The organism is Nocardia yunnanensis, assembly GCF_003626895.1.
In the GTDB taxonomy this organism is placed as follows: Bacteria; Actinomycetota; Actinomycetes; order Mycobacteriales; family Mycobacteriaceae; genus Nocardia; species Nocardia yunnanensis.
Map to the genome: position 1 here is coordinate 3,690,750 of NZ_CP032568.1, position 23,043 is coordinate 3,713,792.

Annotated in this window: 13 protein-coding genes and 3 pseudogenes; 9 read left to right on the forward strand and 7 right to left on the reverse strand. The window is 66.5% G+C overall.

Annotated features, from left to right (window positions below):
- The first annotated feature begins 24 nt into the window (after positions 1-24).
- The 4 genes from D7D52_RS39200 to D7D52_RS17200 all read left to right on the forward strand — a co-directional run bounded on the left by D7D52_RS39200 (position 25) and on the right by D7D52_RS17200 (position 6,891).
- A complete protein-coding gene (locus tag D7D52_RS39200; protein ID WP_162958374.1) occupies positions 25-1,596 on the forward strand; it encodes an FAD-dependent monooxygenase in 1,572 nt (523 codons plus the stop codon).
- Positions 1,511-2,992: a flavin-containing monooxygenase gene (locus tag D7D52_RS17190; protein ID WP_425464679.1), complete on the forward strand. Its 1,482-nt coding sequence runs from the start codon at positions 1,511-1,513 to the stop codon at positions 2,990-2,992. The genes D7D52_RS39200 and D7D52_RS17190 overlap by 86 nt, the downstream gene beginning before the upstream one ends.
- Positions 2,993-3,085: 93 nt before the next feature.
- Positions 3,086-5,236 (forward strand): molybdopterin-dependent oxidoreductase, encoded by a 2,151-nt coding sequence (locus D7D52_RS17195; protein WP_120737711.1) that lies wholly within the window; start codon positions 3,086-3,088, stop codon positions 5,234-5,236.
- Positions 5,233-6,891 (forward strand): 4Fe-4S binding protein, encoded by a 1,659-nt coding sequence (locus tag D7D52_RS17200; protein ID WP_120737713.1) that lies wholly within the window; start codon positions 5,233-5,235, stop codon positions 6,889-6,891. Before D7D52_RS17195 ends, D7D52_RS17200 begins: the two co-directional genes overlap by 4 nt.
- 81 nt (positions 6,892-6,972) lie before the next feature.
- Here D7D52_RS17200 and D7D52_RS17205 read toward each other — a convergent pair whose 3' ends face one another.
- The 4 genes from D7D52_RS17205 to D7D52_RS17220 all read right to left on the reverse strand — a co-directional run bounded on the left by D7D52_RS17205 (position 6,973) and on the right by D7D52_RS17220 (position 10,634).
- The gene (locus tag D7D52_RS17205) at positions 6,973-7,734 is read right to left on the reverse strand and encodes an SDR family NAD(P)-dependent oxidoreductase (protein ID WP_246023909.1); all 762 of its coding nucleotides are present in this window, start codon (positions 7,732-7,734) and stop codon (positions 6,973-6,975) included.
- 10 nt (positions 7,735-7,744) lie between these two features.
- The gene (locus tag D7D52_RS17210; RefSeq protein ID WP_162958375.1) at positions 7,745-8,740 is read right to left on the reverse strand and encodes an SGNH/GDSL hydrolase family protein; all 996 of its coding nucleotides are present in this window, start codon (positions 8,738-8,740) and stop codon (positions 7,745-7,747) included.
- Positions 8,701-9,678, reverse strand: a complete 978-nt coding sequence (locus D7D52_RS17215) for an esterase/lipase family protein (RefSeq protein WP_246023910.1) — start codon at positions 9,676-9,678, stop codon at positions 8,701-8,703. The genes D7D52_RS17210 and D7D52_RS17215 overlap by 40 nt, the downstream gene beginning before the upstream one ends.
- 302 nt (positions 9,679-9,980) lie before the next feature.
- Positions 9,981-10,634, reverse strand: coding sequence for a TetR/AcrR family transcriptional regulator (locus D7D52_RS17220; RefSeq protein WP_246024010.1), 654 nt, complete (start codon positions 10,632-10,634; stop codon positions 9,981-9,983).
- 525 nt (positions 10,635-11,159) lie between these two features.
- Between D7D52_RS17220 and D7D52_RS17230 the strand changes: the two genes are divergently transcribed.
- The 5 genes from D7D52_RS17230 to D7D52_RS17250 all read left to right on the forward strand — a co-directional run bounded on the left by D7D52_RS17230 (position 11,160) and on the right by D7D52_RS17250 (position 20,067).
- Positions 11,160-11,756, forward strand: coding sequence for a hypothetical protein (locus D7D52_RS17230; RefSeq protein ID WP_162958376.1), 597 nt, complete (start codon positions 11,160-11,162; stop codon positions 11,754-11,756).
- A 174-nt stretch (positions 11,757-11,930) separates the two neighbouring features.
- Entirely contained in the window at positions 11,931-13,487 is a 1,557-nt protein-coding gene (locus tag D7D52_RS17235; protein ID WP_120744184.1) for a DUF2397 domain-containing protein, read from the forward strand.
- A 10-nt stretch (positions 13,488-13,497) separates the two neighbouring features.
- Complete coding sequence (locus D7D52_RS17240; RefSeq protein ID WP_120744185.1) at positions 13,498-14,640, forward strand: DUF2398 family protein; 1,143 nt, start codon at positions 13,498-13,500, stop codon at positions 14,638-14,640.
- Complete coding sequence (locus tag D7D52_RS17245) at positions 14,637-18,725, forward strand: TIGR02680 family protein (protein WP_246023911.1); 4,089 nt, start codon at positions 14,637-14,639, stop codon at positions 18,723-18,725. The genes D7D52_RS17240 and D7D52_RS17245 overlap by 4 nt, the downstream gene beginning before the upstream one ends.
- Before the next feature lie 130 nt (positions 18,726-18,855).
- On the forward strand, positions 18,856-20,067 hold the full coding sequence (locus tag D7D52_RS17250; RefSeq protein ID WP_120737723.1) for a TIGR02679 domain-containing protein: 1,212 nt from the start codon (positions 18,856-18,858) through the stop codon (positions 20,065-20,067).
- A gap of 241 nt (positions 20,068-20,308) precedes the next feature.
- Here D7D52_RS17250 and D7D52_RS39205 read toward each other — a convergent pair.
- The 3 pseudogenes from D7D52_RS39205 to D7D52_RS17260 all read right to left on the reverse strand — a co-directional run.
- Positions 20,309-20,422 (reverse strand): annotated as a pseudogene (locus tag D7D52_RS39205) (IS5/IS1182 family transposase); the annotation flags it as partial.
- A pseudogene (locus tag D7D52_RS17255) lies at positions 20,388-20,684 on the reverse strand (NAD(P)-binding protein); the annotation flags it as partial. The pseudogenes D7D52_RS39205 and D7D52_RS17255, both read right to left, overlap by 35 nt.
- Positions 20,681-22,897: pseudogene (locus tag D7D52_RS17260) on the reverse strand (molybdopterin-dependent oxidoreductase); the annotation flags it as partial. The pseudogenes D7D52_RS17255 and D7D52_RS17260, both read right to left, overlap by 4 nt.
- Between the last annotated feature and the right edge of the window lie 146 nt (positions 22,898-23,043).

Here is a 23,043-nt window from a genome sequence, read left to right on the forward strand (position 1 = left end):
AACGATGTCGAAAGCGAGAGTTTCATGGCCAGGATCGGCGAACACGCGGTGGTACTCGGTGCCGGGATGGGCGGCCTGCTCGCTGCCCGGGTACTGAGCGAGTTCTACAGCAGGGTCACCGTGATCGAACGCGACGAACTGCCCGTCGATGGGCAGGCACGCAAAGGCGTCCCGCAGGGCCGGCACGTGCACGGGCTGCTGCCCCGCGGCAAGGACATCCTCGAGACGTTGTTTCCCGGGTTCGAGGCCGAGCTGCTCGCCGCCGGCGCGGTCGGGTGCGACGCCCTCGCCGAGATCCGGTTCCAGATCGCCGGTCACACGCTCAAGAAGCACTCCACCGGCTACCGCGCGCTGCAGGCCAGCCGCCCGCACCTGGAACGTCATGTGCGTCGGCGGGTCGCCGCGATCGCGAACGTCACCCTCCGCGACCTGTGCGAGGCCTCGGCCCTGGAAACCGGAGACGACCGCGCCCGGATCACCGGGGTGACCGTGACCGACCGCCGCGCCCGCACGCGGGAGCTGCTGGCCGCTGATCTTGTGGTCGCGTCGATGGGCCGTGGCAGCGTCGTTCCGTCCTGGCTGGAGAAACTCGGTTACCCGCGGCCTGAGGAAGAAGGCACCGCGATCGACATCGTCTACCGCAGCGCGTTCATCGGGCTCCCACCCGAGTCGTTGAGCGGGGACAAATCGGTCACGATCGGTGTGCGGGACCTGCCGCCGCGGGCGCTGGCCCTGTTCGCGGTCGAAGACGACCGCCACCTGCTCACCCTGATCGGCCACGGCGGGGAGGAACCGCCCGCCGATCCCGACGGCTTCCTCGACTACGCCGCCGAGTTGGCCCCACCGGAGATTCTCACCGCGGTCGAGCGGGGCGAGTTGCTCAGCGAGGTCGCGACATTCCGCTACAAGGCCAACCTGCGCCGCCGCTACGACCGTCTCACCGACTTCCCCGACGGGTTGCTCGCGGTCGGCGACAGCCTGTGCAGCTTCAGCCCGGTCTACGGCCAGGGCATGACGGTGTCCGCGATCCAGATGAGCATCCTGCGCGAGTGCCTCACCCGCCGCGGCGACCGCGACCTCGCTCGCCGGTTCTACCGCGCGGTCGCGCCCGAGATCGACAACGCCTGGCTGCTCACCGTGATCGCCGACGGCGCGATGCCGCACGCCACCGCCCACCCGGCCCCACACATCCGTGCCGCGATCACCGCGCTCGAACCCGTCCTCGTCGCCGCCGAACGCGACACCGTCGTCGCAAGCACGCTGTTCCGGATCATGGGTCTGACGGCGGCGCCGACCGCTGTGCTGCGGCCCGACGTCCTCGCACGCATCGCCCTGGCCAACGTGCGCGCCGCCACCGGCACCACCCTCGCCGCGATCACCTCCCTGCTCGGCATCCGAACACCACACACCGCCATGTCCGTCGACTCGCCGACCGGCAGGAAACCCTCGCATGACACCGACCACACCAACGCGCGCCACCACCGACGCCCCGACTCGTGTGACGGTGGCGGTGATCGGTGCCGGTTTCGGCGGGCTGTGCGCGGCAATCACGTTGCTGGACAAGAGGATCACCGATTTCGTGGTGCTCGAACGTGAAGCCGATGTCGGCGGTACGTGGTTGGTGAACGACTATCCCGGCGCCCAATGCGACATTCCGGCGATCACCTACTCGTACTCGTTCGCACCGAACCCGAACTGGAGCCGGATCTACCCACTGCAAGCCGAGTTGCAGGCCTACCTGCGTGACTGTGCCGAACGATTCGGTGTGCTCGGGCACATCCGGTTCGGACGGACCGTGCAACAATCCCGGTGGGACGAGCACACCCGGCACTGGATCCTGCACACCGACACCGGAACCGTCGAGGCACAGTTCGTCATCGCCGGCTACGGTCCCTTCAGCGCTCCCTCGGTCCCCGACATTCCCGGCCGCGACACCTTCGCCGGCACCGCGTTCCACTCCGCGGCATGGAACCACGACCACGACCTGACCGGCCGGCGGGTCGCTGTGATCGGAACCGGCGCCTCGGCGGTGCAGTTCATCCCGCGCATCCAGCCGCAAGCCGAGAAACTCACCGTGTTCCAACGCACCCCCATCTGGATCGCGCCGCACCCCGACCGTCCCACGACCGCGGCACTACGGGCACTGTGGCGGATACCGGGCGCGATGCGACTGTCGCGGGCAAGCCTGGGCGCGGTATTCGAGGCGCTGGTGCCGTCGTTGGTGAAATGGCCGGCGACGCTTGTCGCACTGGAACAGACCGCGCGCCGGCACCTGCGCCGCCAAGTGCGCGACCCGCTGCTGCGGGACAAGCTCACCCCGACCTACCGGTTCGGTTGCAAACGCCCCACCTTCTCCAACACCTACTACCCAGCCCTGACCCAGCCGAACACGACCGTGGTCACCGATTCGATCGCCCGGATCGTCGCCGACGGCATCCTCACCACCGACGGCGTCCTGCACCACGTGGACACGATCATCTACGGCACCGGATTCCACGTTGCCCGCAATCCGTTCGCGGACACCGTGATCGGTACCAGCGGCCGGACTCTCACCGAATTATGGGCACCGACCGACCCGCAGGCCTACCTCGGCACCGCCGTGCACGGCCTGCCCAATATGTTCCTGATCCTCGGACCGAACTCCGCGCCCTACAACTCCACTGTCATCACGATCGAAGACCAGGTCGGCTACATCATCGACACCCTGCACACCGCGATCGAGCAGCGCATCGACCGGATCGAGGTACGCGCCGAGGTCCAGCGCGACTTCAACACCGAACTCGACCACAAACTCGCCACCTCGGTCTGGGCCACTGGCGGCTGCCACAGCTACTACATCGGCAACCGCGGCCGCGTCATTGCCTGGTGGCCAGGCTTCGCCACCGACTACGCCCGGCGCACCCGCCACGTCGACCTCCACCACTACCGCCTCGGCCACCGCCGAACCCGACACTGCCCACCCGTCACTATCGAGCAGCCGACGACATCGTGACACACCCGCTCACGGGCAGCCCGGCGAGCACCGCCCACACGACCACCACACTCCTGCCGAGTGCGTGCCCCAAGACAGCTACAAGGAGAACCGGTGTCTGATACGCGAGAGAAGAAGACGTTCTGCGGAATTTGCGAGTCGTCGTGCGGACTCATCGCCACGGTGGAGGGCGACCGGGTCGTGTCGTTACGCCCCGACCCCGAGCATCCGGTGTCGCGTGGGTTCGCCTGCTCGAAGGGCGTGCAGTTTCACGCCGTCGTCGATGACCCCGATCGAATCCTGTCGCCGATGCGGCGCATGCCCGACGGCACGTTCCAGTGCGCCACCTGGGATGAGGCCTTCGACGATATCGGTGCCCGGCTGCGGCAGGTTCAGCATGAGCACGGCAACTCCTCGATCGGCGTGCTGTGGGGAAATCCGATCGCGTGGAACTACTCCGCAGCGATTGTCGTCATGGGGTTGGCGGCGGCGCTGAAGACCAAACATCACTACTCCTCCGCCTCGATCGACGTCAACAACTATTGGGCCGCCGCACATGTGATGTACGGCGCCACCGCGGTGAACCCGCTACCCGACTTCGCCGCCACCGACTTCGCGCTGATCGTGGGGGCCAACCCGGTCGTGTCTCACGGCAGCCTGGTGACGACCGGCCGCATTCGCGACGTCTTGCTCGGGATCGCGGGATGTGGCGGCCGTGTCGTGGTCGTCGACCCGAGACGGACCGAAACGGCGAAGCTGTTCGAACACATGCCGATACGTCCCGGCGCCGACCCCTGGTTACTCGGTGCGATGTTGCACGTGATGTTCGATGAGGACCTTGTCGACGGGAACGCGATCGCCCGGCAGACCACAGGTGTCGACGGTCTACGCGATCTGGTTCGACTCTTCGACCTCCACCGGGCCGCCGCCGAAACCGGCATCGACGCCGATTCCATCGCCCAGCTCGCCCGTGACATGGCGGCCGCCCCGCGCGCCTGCGCTTACGGTCGCTGTGGCGCGTCGTTGGGCAAGTTCTCGACGCTGACCAAATTCCTTCTCGACGCCCTCTCGGTGGTGACCGGAAATTTCGATCGTCGCGGCGGCATGGTGTTCGGTGATCCGACCGTGGATATCGAAGGGGTTGCCGAACTCCTCGGCGTCTCGGGCCGGGGCCGGTGGCGCACCCGCGTCGACGGCGTCGCGGAGATCAACGGGCAAGCGCCGCTGGCATGTCTGGCGAGAGAGATCACGACGCCCGGTAAGGGTCGCCTGCGGGCGTTGATCGCCATGTCGAGCAACTTCGTCACGAGCGGTCCGGGTACCAGGGAATCAGGTTCGGCGCTCGCGGAGCTCGATTTCATGGTCTCGCTCGATCCCTACATCACCGAGACCTCCCGGCATGCGGACTGGGTCCTGCCGCCGACGCTGTGGTTGGAGCGTGAGCAGCTGCCCCTGTTCACCCAGGCGCAGTCCACGGTGCCCAATGCACAGTGGGTCGAGCGTGTCGTCGCGCCGCGGGGCGACGCACGTGATGACTGGTGGATCCTCGACCAGATCTCGCGACGGATCGGCGTCGTTCCCTCGCCCGCGCCGGGTGCGCAGCTGCTCGGGAAGCTGGGGGTCCGGCTCTCCCCGCCTCTCATCGTCGATCTGGTGATGCGGGTAGGCCGTCACGGTGACCTGTTCGGTCTCCGCCCAGGCGGTCTCAACCGCAAGAAACTGCTGGCACACGACGGGGCGATCAAGCTCGCAGATGCCTGCGAGACCGGCGTGCTGAGCCGCAAACTGCACACAGCCGACAAACGGATTCATCTCGATTCCCCCGAAATGCTCGATGAGACCAGACGGCTCGCGGCGATGCCTGCTCTGACGCCGGCGTTCCCGTTGAGGCTGTTCTCGATTCGCGACCTGCGGTCGCACAACTCGTGGCTACACAACGTGCCGAAGCTGGTAGCAGGGGATCGACGCTGCCGGGCAAAGATGCACCCCGACGACGCGGCAGCCGCCGGAGTCCACGACCGCAACGACATCGTCATCACCTCCTCGTGGGGACAGATCGAAGTCCGCCTGGAAGTCACCGACGAAGTGCTCTGCGGAACTGTCGGGCTCACCCAAGGGTGGGGTCACAGCGGTGGATGGCGCACCGCCAACGCCGCAGGCGGGGAAAGCTACAACGCGCTCACGCCAACCGACGCCGACGAGATCGACCGACCGTCCGGGAACGCGTACTTCAACGGAATCCCCGTGTCGGTCGGTGCGCGATGACCTATGTGATCACACAAAACTGCTGCAACGACGCAGCCTGTGCCCAAGTATGCCCGGTCGGCTGCATCCATCCGACACCCGACGAGCCGGGGTACTCGACAGCCGAAATGCTCTACATCGACCCGCAGAAATGCATCGACTGCGGGGCGTGCGTCGAGGCCTGCCCGGTCGACGCGGTCTACTCAGCCGACGAATTACCGCACACACAACGCCGATACGCCGACATCAACGCCGCGTACTTCCGCGCAACCCCACACGACGCACAACCGGAGACCGTCACACCCCGGCGCGAGCCAGCCGCCAGTGGCGCACCATTGCGGGTCGCGATCGTCGGAGCCGGACCGAGTGGCTTCTACGCCGCCGAGCAACTGCTGGCAGATTCCGGCGTACCGGTCGAGGTGTCGATGTTCGACCGCCTGCCGACCCCGTTCGGCCTGGTACGAGCCGGTGTCGCGCCCGACCACGTCCACACCAAGGCCGTCACCGGCCGGTTTCGCTGGACCGCCGCGAGAAAGAACTTCCACACCTTCTACAACGTCGAGATCGGCCGCGACATCAGCCACGACGAACTACTGGCACATCACCACGCCGTTCTGTATTCGGTCGGCGCACTCGACGATCGCCGTCTCGGCATTCCGGGCGAGGATCTGCCGGGATCCCACGGCGCCAGTGAATTCGTCGCGTGGTACAACGGGCACCCTGACCAGAGCGACCGGGCCTTCGACTTCAGCCATCAGCGCGCGGTGGTGGTCGGCAACGGCAACGTCGCCCTCGACATCGCGCGCATCCTGTTGCTGGGAGTCGACCGACTGGCACAGACCGATATCGCCGACCATGCCCTGCAAGCGCTGGCGCACAGCAGCATCGAGGAGGTCGTCGTGCTCGGCCGGCGCGGCCCGGCGCAGGCCGCGTTCACCACACCGGAACTGTTGGCCCTGCGCGATCTCGACGGTATCGACGTGGTGGTCGACCTGCCCGACGAACGCATACCGGAAGGTTTCACCGCCCGGCTCAAAGCAGAGATCCTCGCCGAATACGCGAGCGCTCCCCGCCTGGCCGGCAAGCGAATCGTGTTGCGTTTCCTCGAATCTCCGGTGGAAGTCGTCGGCGCCGACCGGGCCGAAGGGCTCCGGATCGCGCGCAACCGGCTCGTCGACCGCGACGGCGCGATGGTCGCCGAACCGTCGGGCGACCAGGAACTCCTCGCTGCCGGGTTGGTGCTGCGGGCCGTCGGATTCAGGGGCCGCCCAGTAGAGGGCGTTCCGTTCGACGACCGTTCGGCCACGATCGCAAACGCGCAAGGCCGGGTTATCGACCCCGCCGACGGCAAACCAGTCACGGGTGTCTACACCGCGGGATGGATCAAGCGCGGGCCGAGCGGTGTGATCGGCACCAACAAGCAATGCGCCGCCGAAACCGTCGGCCTGTTGCTCGCCGACCACGCGGCGGGACGTCTCGCCGCCCCGGTCGGCTCAGCCGCCGATCTCACGGACCTGGTTACTCGACGACAGCCACACTACATCGATCGCCGCAGGTGGCAGGCCATCGATGAGCACGAACTCGCCGCCGGTCGCGCCGCTGGCAGGCCAGCGGTCAAACTGACCAGTGCCGAACTGATGCTCGAGATCGCAGCGCAGGTTCCGCGCGACGCATAGCCGATGCCGGGCCTGGAAGGTTGAGGCCGCCAAGCCCTTCAGCAGACCGCCCGGGGTCTCGGGGTGCATCGGCTGCCCTGCCTAGCGTCCGGGAATCAGCCGACACGAAGCGCGATTGGTGGCGGTGTTGATGTTGGTGCGGCTGTCGATCCAGGACCGCAGGATATCGGTCACCGGTCCCGGGACCGGTGACGCGGGTTCTCCCCAGACGCAGGAGCACGAAATCGCCGTCGTGGAGACGTCGTCGAAGGTGAGCCGGACGACGACGAGGGTGAGCGGTTGGGCGTAGAGCAGCGCGATTGCTTCTTCGGCAATCTTGGTTGCCGCAACCTCGTCACCAGCGAGCGCGGCCTCGACGAGCCGGGGGTTGGAAGGCAAGAGCGCGGCGAAGGAGGAGACCACGACCGCGCGTGGGTCGGTGCCCGCAGCGAGCAGTGGTCGCAATCCCTCCAGCGTCGCGACCGCACCGAAGTAGTTGACCGTCACTGTGACTGGATCCAGCAGGCCCACCCCGGCGCTGGCGATGACAGCGTCGAGGTGCCCGTGGGCGAGGTCGCTGGCTTGCTCGACCAATGCCGCCCGGCCCTCGTCGGTAGCGAGGTCGACGGTGATGTCGGCCTCGTGTCGGTCGGCACCGATCACGTGAGCTCCGCGCTCGCGTAGGTAATCGACGGTCGCGGCACCGATTCCGGAGGCACTGCCGGTGACGAGGTAGGTGCGGGTCATATCCTGCCTTTCATAAAAGGTTGCGGGGCAAAGGTTTTCGCCGAGCAGGCCGATCCGAGGTAGGGGGCTGTGATGTCTACTGCCTTGGGGGTGCGGGTGCGCTTCGGTGCACGACACCGGGATCGGGTCATGTGCCGAGTGCGGCGAGGACGCTGCGCGCCTGGTGATCGGCGCCGAGCTGGTTGGGATGGAACGGCACCGCCGGTCCCGGCGGGTTGTGCGACAGCGGGATCACGCCTTCGGCCCAGCGAGTTCCCGGCGCCTGGCATCCGTCGTGTCCGTCGCTGGTGGCGTAGGTATTGACGAGTTCGACGCCGGTGGCCGCGGCGGCGCGAGCGAGCATCGCGTTGAGTTCGATGAGCTTGTGAGCGATCCATGCGGTGTCGGTGTCGGAGATCGGGATGCTCGCGAAACATCCACGATCTCCGACACCTTTGAAGTAGTCCAGCAACAGGATGCGCGCGTGGGGTGCGCGGGCTTTGATCCCGTTCAGCACGGCGATCACCACCGGTTCGGCGGCACGGATATTGGCCGACATGGCGTCGACGCCATCGGGCACCCAGGTGGTTTGACATGGCGACACCGCCGGATCGGTGGTGAGGCAGCCGGTCACGGCGTCGGCCAGGCCCGCGTCGTTTCCCCCGATCCCGAGGGTAACCAGATCGGTGGTGGGCGTGAGCCGGTCGAACTGCGGCGCATTGATCGAGACCGGCAGGCGCTGCGGCGCGCTCATGTGCACTGTCGTGGCCGAACCACAGGTGGCATCGCGAAAAACCGCCACCCCGAGCGCGGCCGCGACCTGCTTGGGATAGTTGCCCGCGCTCTGCGCGCACCCGAGGGGCGCATGCTGGGTCGAGATGTTCGACAACGTCGCGTCGGCGGCCCAGGAATCGCCCAACGCGACGTACTCGTGATAAACCGGCGCCGCAGCGGCGGCCGGTGCGAGCAGAACGGTTCCGGCCAGGACCGCGCAAGCAGCAGCAGTTCGAAATAGTGTTGACATGACTTCTCCGCCTAGGTGCGTCGATCTGACGCGCGTTCGAAGGCCGGGGTCGTTTCCGGCCGCGAGTGCGCGCGGATGGGTCAGTTGATGCCCGGGAAGAGGAACCCTTGCGGTATGCACGGCACGGGGGTGGCGTGCTCGGGGTCGAGAGCGTTGAGGACGAGCCGCCAGGCTCGTTCGCTGTAGTTGATACTGAGGTGGTCGCTGTAGTCGTCGGGGCAGCCGTCTTGGAGCACGATGTTGGAAACGTTCGGCCCGTCGAGGAATTGGTTGGTGTACGGGGTGACGACCTCGTCGTATCGGGTGACCAGGGTGGTGTAGGTGACCCCTGGGCGGGTGTCGCCTTGACCGTAGGTCTGGGCCATCAGCTCCGAGCCGATCATCTGCTGCGTCGTCGCGGGCAGGAGCGCGTCGAGCAGGGCGAAGGGCACGCCGCCGAGCGGGGGAAAGGATTTACGCAGGAAGACCTGGCCGTTGGCGGTGGTGCCGTGGTTGCTGGGTGCGAGCCCGATCAGTGTGTTGACGTAGCGGTCGCCACCGGCGATGTTGATGTAGTAGTTCGGCAGCACCCCACCGCCTTGTGAGGCCCCGACCAGGTCGACCTTGCCGGCTCCGGTGAGGGCGCGGACCTTGTCGACCTCGGCGGCGAGCTGGCGTGCGCCGTCGCGGATATCGGTGATCGCCTGGACCGGGATTTCGGAGATCCAGGTGGGGTTGCCGTAGTTGAAGGTGAACACGCAGTAGCCGTTGTTGCGTAGCAAAGGCGCGCCGACCTGCCAGTTCGCCGCCTGATTGACACCGGTGCCGTTGATCAGGATCACCGGGCGGGGACGGTCGGGGGTGAGTACGCAGCCCGGGTCGTTCGCGCCGGGAGGCGCCTGTTCGGGAAAGAAGAACGGAATGATGGCGGTGCCCACGTCGAAGGTGACCGGGAATTGCCCTCTGTGGATCACCGGTTCCGCCGAGGCCCTCGCGCCGCCGTTCGCGGCACCACACGCCAGCGCGGCCACGCCCAGCCATGCGCCGAACCGGCGGCCCCATCGTGTCCGCGCGAGCACCTTTCGACGATGCCGATCTGTTGACAGTGATGTACAGGCAGGTCTGACAAATCGGTTCCTCGTTTTTCCTTGTGCACGTCCGGAAGGGGAATCTGAGACGACCGGCACACCGACCATCTGATCGTGACGCCGATCACTCCGCGAACGATACACTTATGTATCGCTATGCTCAATGGGTTCGATACAGAATCGAATCCTTGAGGAGGTCAGAGCTGAGCGCCGATTCCGGCTTCGCGCGCACCGAATACCGCGCGCGCCAGGATTGTCCGAGCACGAGGCATGCTTCGGGAACGCGGCGGCAGTCAGCTCTCGGTCGCGGCGGCGTCGTCGACTGGCACGCTGTAGGACAGGACAACACGCACGATCAAGTCGACCCGCAGCTCGTGCACGGCGAGGTTGTCCGGCTCCATCAGGCACTGGGTCTCGGTGCCGTCGTGCACCGCGGCCAACGCCATACCCAGCGCGTGCGGGTCGGTCACCCGCCGACCGAGGCGCGCGAGAAGTCTCTCGACGACCGGGGTCAGCCCCGCGCTGATCGCGCGCTCCCGCTCGGCGATGACCGCGCGCAGCTCGGGGTGGCGAACAGCGTGTGCGCTGAATTCGGCGATGATGCGAAACCACTTGTCGTCCAAGGGCACTGCGTCCAGGACGTGCTCGACAACCTGGCGGACCTCACGGATATCGGTCACCGGTTCCTGCTCCAGGACCGCGCTCCTGGCCGCGAGCATCCGCTCCGACTGGCGCGCCCACATCGCCAGGAACAACTCGTCCATCGAAGCGAAGTTCGAATAGAACGCCCCCCGCGTGTACCCGGCGCGTTCACACACGTGCTCAGGGCGCGCTCGACCGAAACCCATCTCCGCGATCACCTCGAACGCGGCGTCGAGGAGCCGCTGGCGCGTCTCGGGCCGGCCCCGCGTATCCCGGCGACCGGACCCCGCCGGTTTCGCCGGCACGCCGCTACCACCGGCGGGGCCGACGGGAGTTGACGCCACGAACGATCGTTCCTTCCGTGCGAGAGACTGACCGAAACCGTATCAACACCCCTGGCCCGAGCCAGAACTGCAGCCGAGCCTGCGGGCCAGTTCGGTCGGTGGTGCGCCCACCCCACCGCGACCGGATCCGACGCGCCCAGCATCTCCCATCCCCCCTCGCGGAGGTCGTCGATCGGTACTGCAGCGGCGACCACCTGACGGCCTGGACGGCATACGAGTATCTGCTCATAGATATGGTCAGCGACGACTACGACGGTGACTGGGAGGAGTCCGCGGAGGATCGCTGTCGGTGCTGATCGGCGTTCGCGCCGAGCTGGCCAGCGGTGATCTGCGCCGCTTTATCTGGCCTGGCTGGCCGGTTGCGGCACCTGGGAGCGGAACGAGGATGCCTTCGACGGTGATCACGACGAGGAAATCGAGCCACCGGTGCCGCCCGGTCTGCGTGCTCTCACCGCCCCGCAGCGCGCGTTGGCCGAATTCTTGCGTGTGGACCCGGATCTGCTCGCGGCTGCGGCCGCGGCGAGTCCGAACCTGGCGGCCACTGCCGCCGATCCGGAAGCGGTGGCCGGATGGATCTCGGGGCTGGACAGTGCGGAAAAAGACGGGCTGTTGTTGCGGGTGGCCTTCGGTGAATCCATAGTGGTGCAGGCGGAACTGCTGCGCCGCGTTCGCGGTGCCACCCCCGTGGAACCGGAGGTAGTAGGTGCGCGCACCGTCGCCGATCTATTCGACGGTGCGGCACGTCACCGGGCCGAACGGGAACGTGTCAAGGCCGCTGTCCGGAAACGTGAACTCGCACGGCAAGAAGTTGAACGGGCACGTGAACGCGAACGACGATTGCGTGGTCTGGCAAGGGTGGGGGAGCAGGCGTGGGATCGGGTGGAGGCATTGGCCGAAACCGGCAGAGCCGCTTCGTATGACGAAGCCGCCGAACTACTGGCCGATCTGCGTGACCTCGCAGTACGAGACGGGCGCGTCGACGAATTCGATTGCCGTGTGGCGGGCCTGCACGAGCGACACGCTCGTAGGCCGGCCCTCCGCAGGCGGCTCGCTGATCCGAGTATCACTGGCCGTGACTGCTGACTGGCGTGGTGTATGCGCCACGCGTTCGACGGCAACACTCCCGGGGGCGATGAGTTCGATGGATGGTTGACAGCCGCGCGCACTGAAGATGACGCGGTGCAGGCGGGTAGCGCCCCACGGGGGCTGCGACCCCCCGGCGGCGCCTCGTCGGGCCAGATTTGTATCGTTGACGCGGTGACGGATGGGGACGAGCTGGTGGAGTCGGCAGGGTCTGACCCGTGGGCGGCCCACCTGCCGGGACAGGAACTTGTTCCTGCCTATCTGGTGTCACGGTTCGCGGCACAGTATCGGGCGATCGTCGATGTGATGGTCGAGGCGCAGGATACGAGCCTCACCGGCATGTCCTACGACGACATCGCGCTGCAACTTCGGGCGTGGGTGAGTGCGAAGACCGGGTCGGACGTCGCCGACCGGCTCATGCATGAGGACGCGTTCGCGCTCGACGCCCGGCTGGACAGTTTGGTGCGCTGGTCAGTGCTTACTCGATGGCAGGAGCCCGCGCGCACCGGTGAAGACTTTCTGCGGCGCCGGGACCGGTTCCAGCTCACCCCCACCGCGGCCCGACTGCACACCTTCTGGACACTCGAACTCGCTGCCGACGAGGACGCTGCCGCAGACCTGACCTTGGCGCCGCGCGCGATCCACGACCGGCTTCGCGAATTCGCCACCGCGATCGACGAGCGTCGGTTCCCCGCCGCAGCTTCGGAATATCAGCAGATCATCGCGCTACATCACGGTATGGCCGTAGCGGCACGGTCCTGGCAGCGCAGTCTGGCGCACGCCCTGTCTGGTGGCCCCGACCCGGATAAGCAAGAGATCCTGTGGCTCACCTTGCAGTCCTATGTGGGGATGTGGGGCGAACAGGTCGATATCTACACTCCCGCGGTCGCGCAGGTGATCACCGAGCTGGAACCTCAGCTCACCGAATCAGTGTGGCGGGCGTGTGTCCGGGGTGCACTCGCACAGGATGCGTCGGAGGCAATTGTCGAGAATCAGACGCAGCGGTGGGTGCGTACCTGGGGCGCGTTGGGCGGCTGGTTCGCGGGGGCCGATGGGCAGGCACGTCGGCTGCGCCGGCAGTTGCGCGACCTGGTGGCGCCATGGGCTCGGAATATGCACATCTTGATGGATACCGGCGGCGCGCTCACCCGTCGTGGCGAACTCCTCGACCTGGCGCGGGCGATTGAACGCGCACCCGACGACGACACCGCGTGGCAAATGTGGGACACGGCCGTCGGTGTTTTCGGGGCAAGGCACTTGCTGATTGCCGCGGAAAGCGCGGACGAACACACTCTTGCCTGGGCTGACGCCGATGCGGCCCCGATTACCGCGCGGTTCCGTGAGCACGGACACCGGGCGGCGGTCGGCAAACGCACTAAAGCGATAGACAACTCGGCAGGCAGGGAAGCGGCCCGTAGATCTAGAGCAGCGGCGCTGGCGCAGCGGCGGTCCGCCGAGGTGACGTTGCGTGCGCGTTCGGGTACGGCGATGTCGGAGTGGGCCGCGCTCACCGAACCCGAACTCCAACTGCTGCTGGAGTATCTGGCGATCGCCCGAGTCCGGGGCGGTGAATCCACGCGCAGCGCGGTGACCGAGGACGGGCGGTGGCGGGTGACCCTGACCGCGCCCGAAGATGCGACGACCACTGCGCTGAAGGCCGCGCAAGGTCAATTCGTCACGCGCAATTGGCATTTCGTGCTAGACCCGACAAAGTTGGCCGCCGGGGAATAGTGGTGTGAGTGTGAACAGAGACGAAGAAGACCGACGCCGCGCCTTCGTCGGGTTGCTGGCGAGTCCGGTGGTGGACCGTCGTCGTGACCGGGAACTATTCGGCTTGGTACGCGATCCTCGACATCGGCCCGAACTGGTCAGCTGGTTCCGCACCCGGCTCGGGTACCGCTTGGTGATCACCGATACGGCGGCCCGACTGTTTCGGCTGCCCCTCGGCGACACTGTGATCGCACCACGGCGGGTGGTCACACCGCCCCGGCGGATATTGGTCCTGGCGTTGCTCGCCGCCGCAGCGGCTGAGGACGCCGAGGATGTCACCACCACACAGGACTTATCCGACCGGGTGCGGGTGCTCTCGGCACGTGAGGACACCGGTGTTTCCGCCTACGAACCAGATAGGTACGCGGAGCGAAAGGCATTCGCCGAGTCGGTGCGTTTGCTGGCGTCGACGGGCGCGCTGGCGCCGCTCGCGGCAGGCGATGGCGACCAGCAAGACAGCTGGGCGCGCCGCTCGGACAAGGTCGGCGCCACCTATGGGGTGCAGCGAGAGATGTTGCTACGCATGGTCGATCCGGCCTCGCTCGCGGCCGCGCTCGGCCAGCGTGGTCCGACATTCGATGACGACGCGGAACGGTTCACCGTGATGCGCCGACTCATCGAGTTGCCAGTATGCCTGTACAGCGACTTGACCGAACCTGAGCGGGCCTACCTGATCAGGCAGCGATCGCGCATTGTCTCATGGTGCACCGAGATGACCGGCTGGACGGTCGAGCAGCGTGCCGAGGGGCTGGCGCTGATCGCGGCCGAGGAAGCCCACACGGACTTGGCGTTTCCCCGCATGCGCGCGGTCGACTTCGCGAGTTTGCTGATACTCGACGAGTTGTATCGTTGCCGGGACGAGATGGGCGTGGTCACCGAGTCCGATCTGGTTGCCGCCGTTGCCGAGGTCGCGCAGCGGCATCCCAAGTCGATTACCGCCGAGATTGCCACGGATACGCTACGCCGGGACCGGGCACTGGAACTACTGCGCGCTCTCGACCTGCTGCGACCGGGTCTGCGCCCCGGGCTGTGGCAGCTGACCCCCATCGCCGCGCGTTATCGTGATCCTGAGGTCATCGCGGTAACCACACGCATCGAGGAGCCTGCGCCATGACCGAAACTATGGACCAGCCCGACACCGCGGTAGGCCAGTTCGGTCCCGAGTGGCTGCGTGCGGCACTCGACGGTGGATTGCCGACTCCGGGCCGGTCCCGGTGGCAACCGCTGCGGGTGGGGATCGCCAACCTGTGGGAGTACGACGACGCCGAATTCTGGTTCGCGGACGGCAGATTGGTGCTGCGCGGTGGCAACGGCGCGGGCAAGACCAAAGTGTTGGAATTGACGACATTGCTGCTGTTGCGTGGCGAGGTAGCGCCCTCGGTGCTCGACCCCTTCGGCTCTCAGCACCGCACCATGCGATTCAACCTCCTGCCCACCGGCGACGGTGACGATCCGCGTGCCCCGGCCGACGCTGGACTCGGTTATGCCTGGGTGGAATTCGGGCGCGTGACGCTGGACGGATCGGCGGAGTACTTCACCTGCGGACTCGGTGCGTCCGCACGTGCGGGAACCGGCTCGGCCAATGTCACCACTTGGCATTTCGTGACCAAACGTCGCGTCGGCCAAGACTTTCGGCTGTTGGACGCGGGTCGGGCGGTGGAGCACAAAGACCTCAAGAAGATCGACGGTGTCGTTGTACCCACCAGCGCTGCCGCCTACCGTGCTCGGCTTGCCGATGAACTGTTCGGGCTTTCTCCTGAGTCCTACGACAACCTCACCGAATTGCTCAAGCAACTGCGTAAACCTAAACTGGGGGAGCGGCTCAATCCCGCCAGTTTGGCCATGACACTGCGAGATGCGTTGCCGCCCTTGGCTACCCATGAGGTGGATCAGCTCGCGGACGGTTGGGAACATCTCGAGCAGCTGCGATTGGCGATGCAGCGCACCGAGGATGCCGCGCGGGCCATCGCGCAGTTCGTCCGACTTGGCTGGCAGCCGTGGGCTCGGGTGGTGATGCGTCGGCGATCTGATGAAATGGCTAGTGCAACTACAAGTTTGGATAGAACGACGGCCGACAAGAAGGCCGCTGAGCAGCAGCTGGCAGAGGCCGGGGAGCTGTTGGCGCGATCCGAGGCGGAACTCGGCGCGACCAAGCGCGACTACAGCGACAGCAATACCGCACTGCGAGAGTTGCTGGAATCGCAGTCCTACCAGGATGCTGTCGCGGCGGCGGGGCGGATCGACAGCCTGGGGCAGGCGTTGGCCGGTGTGAAAGCACAGGTCGATCGTGCGGAAAGGGATGTCGAGCGAGAGCGTGGTTCCGAGTCGAAGGCGGCGGCCACGGTCGCGCAGGCGCGAGCGAACTCCGAGCGAGCGGGCGAAGCGGTCCGTACCGCGGCTGAGGCGATCACCGAGGCAGGCGAACCCGCCGGCCTCGCCATCGCCGTCGACCGCTATCTGCCCGACCGTGATGTCGATGCCCTGACCGGTGAACTCCAGTCGCGCACTGAGCGTTTCGAGCATCTGCGCAGCCTCGACGCCACGTATGCCAAGGAAGCCAAGGCTGCGGAACGTTCCGGACAGAAGGTCGAACTCGCCGCTGAGTCCGTCGACAGAGCGCGAGTGGGCCAGGAGCAAGCGTTGGGGACCGTTCGCGTCGCAGCGCAGTCGCTCGAAGGTCAGGTCCGCGCGTGGGCGGCCAACGCCGAGATGTCCACCAATGACCGGTCGCTCGTCGGCTCGTGGTGCGACCTGATCGCAAGCATGACCGTGATCGATGACACCGGTTCGGTGCCTGAGCACGAGTCGGTGGTCGACGCGATGCGAGCACATGTGACCCAGCGCCGCGAGGGTTGGACCCGGCAGTCGGAGAGCTTGAGATTGCAGCGGCAGCCGCTGTCGGTGCGTCTGGCCGAGATCGCTGAGCGCTTGGCGACTGTTCGTGCCGAGACCGACGGTGCGCCACCGTCGCCCACGCTATGGCGGCGACGGGCTCGGCCGGAGTTGTCGGAGCGCGCGGGTGCTCCGCTGTGGCGTCTGGTGAATCCGATGGCAGGCATCGACGACGCCGCGCTCGCCACGGTGGAAGCCGCACTGGCTGGGTCGGGGTTGCTCGATGCGTGGGTATCACCGGATGGCTCAGTCGATTTCGGGGTCGCTGATCTGGCGGTGCATCACTCCCGTGGTGATGAGCGCGGCGCGCACACTCTGCTGGCCGTGCTGGAGCCGGCGGCGGCTGGTGGCGTCAGCGTCGACACTGCCGCGCGTGTACTCGGGCAGTTCGGCTGGCGCGAAAGCGGTTTCGCTGACGATCTCGACGATCGAGATTGGCTGGCCGCAGACGGAAGTTGGCGAGTCGGTGGACTGGCAGGGCGCGCGGAGGCAGCCGGGCCGGCGGCTTATCTCGGCACTGCGGCGCGCGAGGCTGCCCGCGTACGCCTGATCGCGACATTGGAGGCAGAACAAGTCGAGGTCGACAACCAAGTCGCCGATCTCGACCGGCAACTCGGCATCGCGCGAGCCGCGTTGTCGCGTTTGGTAACCGAGGAAAAAGCGTTGCCGACAACCGGCGAGCGCGAACTGGCTGCGGCTGTTGTCCGGTGGGCCGATCGCGGCCGCGCGCTGCTTGCCCGAACGGCCGAACTCGATACCGCCGAGCGCGAACACGGGGCGGATCTCACCAGGCGTGACGAAGCCCGCGCTCACTTCGCCGAGTATGCGAGCACGCACCGATTCGCCTTGACCGACCTCGATGCACAGCAGCGAGCGCTGACGGATTTCCGTACATACCTCGAGCGGTTCGGCAGCGCGCTCGACAAACTCGTCATGGTCGAGGAAGCGCTCGATACCGCGGTAGGTGTCCACCAGGATCGCGAAAGGGCGCGCCAACAGGCCGAAGTCGATCTCGCCGAATTGGAGACCAGACAACGGCGAGTCCAAGTGCAACTCGACACCGCGCGGGACGCCTTGGGTGAGGATCAGCAGCAGCAGATCACCCGCAAGGAAACGATCGAAAAGCGCATCGAGACACTGGAATCCGAGCGGGATCGGCTCACCGATCAGCTCGGCACCGCCCGAACCGCGTGCGCGGTCGCAGAGCAGACCTTGAACAATCACGAAGCGAGTCGCGCTGCTGCGGAGCGCCAGCGCGACGCCGCGATGACCGCACTCTGGGAGGCGGTCGACAGTGGACTCACCCACCCGCTCTCGCTCGATCCACCGCAACGTCAGAACGTGCAGTCGGCACGTGAACTCGCGACGGCGATCCGCCGGGAGGTCAATGTCAAAGCCGAGCCGGCCGACGCCGAACGGGCGTGGCGGCTTTGCCTGCAAAAACTGGAAGAATTGCGCCAATCCCTGCTGCCGCAGCAGGACGCGCGGGTGCTCGACGACGAGGACACCTTACCCAGGGTGGAGATCCACACCGACGCCACGCTCGGATTCCAGTTGCCACCCGCCGCGGCCGACACGTTGGCGCAACGTGTCAGCCGGCAGCGCGACGGCTACGACGAGGAACAGCAGCGGGTCTTGGCCACCCTGCTCGGATCGACCTTCATCGAACATCTGAAGGAACGACTCGACTACACCACCCGCACCTTCGCCAATATCAACAACCATCTCGCGGCGCATCCGACCCGGCAGGGCCATGCGGTGAAGGTGGAGTGGGGTGCTGATCCCGCCGACCCCGACGCGGCATCGGTGGTGCAGGCGCTGGGCAAGGGCTACCACGAATTGTCGAGTGACCGGCAGGAAATGGTGCGTCAGTTCCTTGCCCGTAAGATCGACCAAGCCCGCGCCGAGGCCACCGCCGAAGGCGCGGCTGACTGGAAGCAGCAGCTCACTCGTGCGCTGGACTATCGCGGCTGGCTCAAGATCAGCTTGCAGTATCGGGCCGGGGCAACGAGCAAATTCACGCTGTTCGACGCGGCCAAGCACGGTGCCAAGTCCGGCGGTGAGAAGGTTGTGCTGCTGTCGCAGCCGTTGTTCGCCGCCGCCGTGGTCGCCTATGACGCGGCGGCAGCGCACGCCCCGCGCTGGGTGTGGCTCGACGAGGCGATGACCGGGGTCGACGCCCAGGTGAAGGCTTCGTTCATGGGCCTCACCGTCGACTTCGAACTCGACATCATGCTCACCGCGCACGACGAATGGTGCAACTACGACACCGTTCCAGCGGTCGCGGTGTACGACCTCGCTCGATAACGGCACCTGCCAGGCGTGGATGTGTTGCCCTACCTGTGGTGCGGCGGCACGCTGACCAGCATCGATGTCGATAGGCTCGGGGTTGTCGAGTCGCGGGCCGACCTGAGCGAGGGGTTGTTCGGGTTCTCCGATGGATGAACCGACCCTGCCGGATGGGCTGCGCGCGTGGGCGGGAACCTCGGGGCCCGCCGCGGTTCTCGAGGCCATTCGTCGACGTGTGTCGCGTGGCGGGGGACTGGAAAGCGGTTCTCTGAGCGTGAATTTGACGCCCGAACAGCGCACCCAGGTAGCCCGATTGCTCGGCACCGGTTGGGAAGTCAGCAACAAGGCGGTGACTTTACGTGCGCTCAGCTGTGCCCTCGCCGAGCACGGTTTGACCGTGCGGCAATTCGTCGAGCTCTTCGACGGACGGAAGCTGACAGTTCGCCGGGAAGCGCGGGCGATCGAACATCTCGCAGCAGAAGAGGAGCGGCGGAGTTCCCTGCGAATCCTGTGCGCGGCGGGGATTGCCGCGCACGTTGCGGACGGGTGGTTGGCCGGCCCCAGGGCGCCCCGCCTAGGGTCTGGCGCGGCGTCGGAAATAGCCCAGCAGATAGCTCTTGTGTGGCCGCGGCTGCCGTGGGATGGACCAGGATTGCGGCTCGCCCAACTCGCGGCCGAGGCAACCGGGGACGCGCACGGATTGGACTACTCCACCGATCTCGGACGAACAGTTGCCCGACTGATCGCGGCCAGCACCGGTCTGCCGCGCCCGAGCAGACCAGGCCGGGAGTGGCGGGCGGCCTGGGCATCGGCGGGTGTACGGTGCGATACCGTCTCCTCCCGCGTGCTCACACTCAACGTGCCACTCGATTTCACTGCGGACCGCCGACGTGGGGCGCCGACCTGGCTGACGTTGCGAGACCTCCTCGGATCGTGGCGGTTCGACCCGGTCCCGGCCCGTCTCTTCGTCTGCGAAAACCCGACGATCGTGGAGGCGGCGGCAGACGAACTCGGCCCGCGGTGTCCGCCCTTGGTCTGCACCGATGGTGTCCCGGCTCTCGCGGCACTCGACCTGATAGCCGGAATCGACGAGTCGCGCACCGAGGTTCGAGTCCGCGCTGATATCGATCCGACCGGGTTCATGATCGTGTCCGCGGTCCAGTCGGCCGCACGCCGCGCAAGTCTATGGCGATTCGACACTGCCACCTATGCAGAATATTTCGGGATTCGTGTGGAATCGGGCGTAAATTTGGTGGAGGCCAGGGCAGCTTTCGGTAAGGACCTACACGAAGAAGCTGTGTTGCCGCTGCTTCTGAATGACCTGCGCGACGCGGCCGACAGATTATCCGCCGGCACCTGATGTGCGAACGACCAGAACCATCGGGGGACGCTGCCCACCCAGGTGATCAGGCGCGTTCGGCGATGATGTCCTCGAGCGTCAGGCGCGAGCGGTCCGACAGTGAGCCTCTCTTATCCTTGCTGGATGGCGCGGAGCTCGCGGGCCCTCGCAGGACATGGATGGCTTTGACGAGTTGTCCGGTCCGGTGTGTGCTCGGTTGAACTGCTTCCGCGAGCAACGGATCGGGGGCACTGAGGCTTTTTCATCCTTGGGCGGCTTGGATTTCGCGGTCCTGGAGTGCGTGAACGGCTTTGGCGAGCTGTCCGGCCTTGTGCGGGCAGCAGCGTAGCTTCCGCAGTACTTTCCAGCTCTTGAGCGCCGTAGTCGATATTGCCCAGCAGCCGCACCTGATCCTTGTCCAGGACCTTGTGCAGGGCGGTGATGATGCCCTTGATGCGCGGGTGATCCGGGGCGACGCCGTAGCGGATCAGGCCGAACGGCGCAGGCATACGCTCGTAGAGGTCGATGCTCACCCCGTCGAAACCGGTGGGGGCATCGGACTTCATCAAGGCGTCGGCGGCGTAAATACCGGCCGGTCCTGCGCCCACGATCGCAATGCGTAGCGGGCGGATAGTCATGGAAGGGTCCTTCCCGTTGTCGTTTCGCCGCCGATCGGCTGCTCGTCGAGTACTTCGATGCGGGCGGGGACATTCTTGTGCCAGGGGCTGCCGAAGAACTTGTCGCGGCGTGCGGCGGCGGTCAGGGTGTTGAGGGGGACACCCACCGTGTGGTCGCCGTCGGGGCCGGGGTAGCTAACGCCAATCCCGTTGGGCAGCGAGATGTGGCCGGGCCGCATCATGTCGCTGACCTCGACCACGGTCGTCGCCGCACCGGTTTCGGTGACCACCCGCACCTTCGCCCCGGTGCCTATTCCCAGTCGTTGCGCGTCCGGTGGGCTGATCCGTAACGCGCCGTCGCGGTCGCGGCGACGCCAGTCGGGGTTGCGGATGATGACGTTCGCGGTGAACGAACGCCGCTCGCCGGCCGAGAGCACGAATGGGAATTCCGCACTCGTATAACAGGGTTCGGTCGCGCACACAGCGGCAAGTTCGTCGAGCAGCTCGGGGATTTCCGCGTGGATCCGGCCATCATCGTGCTGGATGTAGCGCCAGGCATCGTCGTAGTCGTCTTCAGCGAAGACGACTCCTTGCCTGCGGGTGCACAGTGCGTCGAACAGTTGCTCACCGCGGGCGAATCCGCGCGCGGTGAAACCGGCTCGGACCACCGCATCCGGTTGGGAGATCGCACACAGGTGGGCGAAACCCCAGATCAAGGCCAGCGAGCGTTGTCCGGCCGGGAGAGTGGAGCCGAGGGTGCGGTATAGCAGATACGGTGTGAGCCCGACCAGGTCGGGCTGGGCTTCGAGGGTGGCGAAGAACGCGACCGCGAACGCTTCCCGGCCCGCGCATGCGGCCGCGCTCAGATCGGCGATCAGCTGCTCATCGACCACTGCGAGACGGTCGATGAGCGCCGCGTAGATCGCCGGTTCGGTCAAAGTGCCCGGCAGCGGATCCATCAGCGGATGCCGCACCTGAAAGGTGTTGCGCGGGAAGTGCAGGGTGAACAACGAGGATTCGTGTTTCTCGAATTGGCTGGCCGCTGGCAGCACATAGTCAGCGTGGCGGGCGGTCTCGGTGAACGCGACATCGACAACGACGGTCAGCTCCAGCGCACGCATGGCTCGTCTGAATCGTGCCGAATCAGCCAGGGAATGAGCGGGATTCGACGAATCGATCCACATCGCGCGCAGCCGGTCGGGATGGTCGGTGAGGATTTCGTCGGCGATCGCGTTGCATGGAACGAGCCCGCCCAGAATCCGCGCACCCGACACCGGGGTGACGCCGGTGCGGTCCGACATCGACAGCACTTCGGCGATGCGGCCCGCCACTGGCACCGCGACCGCGTCGAAGAAGCCGTCCAGCACGAGTGCCGCGGCCCGAGTGGCCGCACGCCGTGTGCGATTCCCGCGCCGTCCGGCTGTCGCCATCACCGCCCGCAGCGGTGTCGAGGCGGTTTTCAATGCGGCGGTGCCTAGACGGCGGCGCAGCGGGAAGCCATAGCCGGCGCCTTGCGCAGGTGGGATCGCGTGCCAGCGTCCCGCGAGCGGAAACATCCACGAATGAATGTGCATGCCACCGGGTTTGGCGAAGTTCCCGGTCAGTATCCACATCATCTTGTTCAAGTAGGCGACCAGGGTGCTGTTCGGGGACTGCTGGACCCCCAGGTCCTCGTAGGTCGCCACGCTTTCGGCTGCCGCAATGCGGCGGGCTACCGTGCGAATCAAATGCTCGTCGACTGCGCAGCGGCGGGCATTGGCTTTGATGTTCACCGCGCGCAGCGCCCGCAACACCGGTTCGACGCCTGTCGCGTGCCGATGTAGCCATGCCTTGTCGTACAGCTCCTCCTGGACCAGGGTCGCTACGATCGCCGAGACACACCACGCGTCGGTGCCGGGCGCGAGCTGAAGATGGTAGTCGGCCATTTTCGCGGTCTCGCTCAGCCGCGGATCGATGACGACCATGGCCCGCTGCGGGTCGCGGGCGATCTCGCGCAGTACCTGGCGTGCCCGGGCAACCCCGTGAGATTGCCACGGATTCTTCCCGATGAAGATCGCGACCTCGGTGTGGTCGAAATCACCGGTGGTGTGGTTGCCGTACAGCTGCAGATCGACCCAGGACTCGCCAGTCTTCTCCTGCGCCAGGGCGTTGGACATCAATCGCGCGCCCACCGCATGAAACAATGCGCGGCCGTAACCGCCGCCGAGGTGGTTGCCTTGCCCGCCGCCACCGTACCCATGTCCTGACCGCGGGCCAAGAAATCGAAGTGCGATTCGATCTTCCCGCCTTCCCCAAGAACACGGACTCGGCCAGCAACGGCGGCCCGGGGCAGGGGTGGGCCCGGATCGACACCCCACCGCAGTATCGCTGACAGCCGACT

Coding starts and splice junctions, on each gene's coding strand:
- D7D52_RS17245 (WP_246023911.1), top strand. CDS start 14,637: ATGACCGAAACTATGGACCAGCCCGACACCGCGGTAGGCCAGTTCGGT.
- D7D52_RS17200 (WP_120737713.1), top strand. CDS start 5,233: ATGACCTATGTGATCACACAAAACTGCTGCAACGACGCAGCCTGTGCC.
- D7D52_RS39200 (WP_162958374.1), top strand. CDS start 25: ATGGCCAGGATCGGCGAACACGCGGTGGTACTCGGTGCCGGGATGGGC.
- D7D52_RS17250 (WP_120737723.1), top strand. CDS start 18,856: ATGGATGAACCGACCCTGCCGGATGGGCTGCGCGCGTGGGCGGGAACC.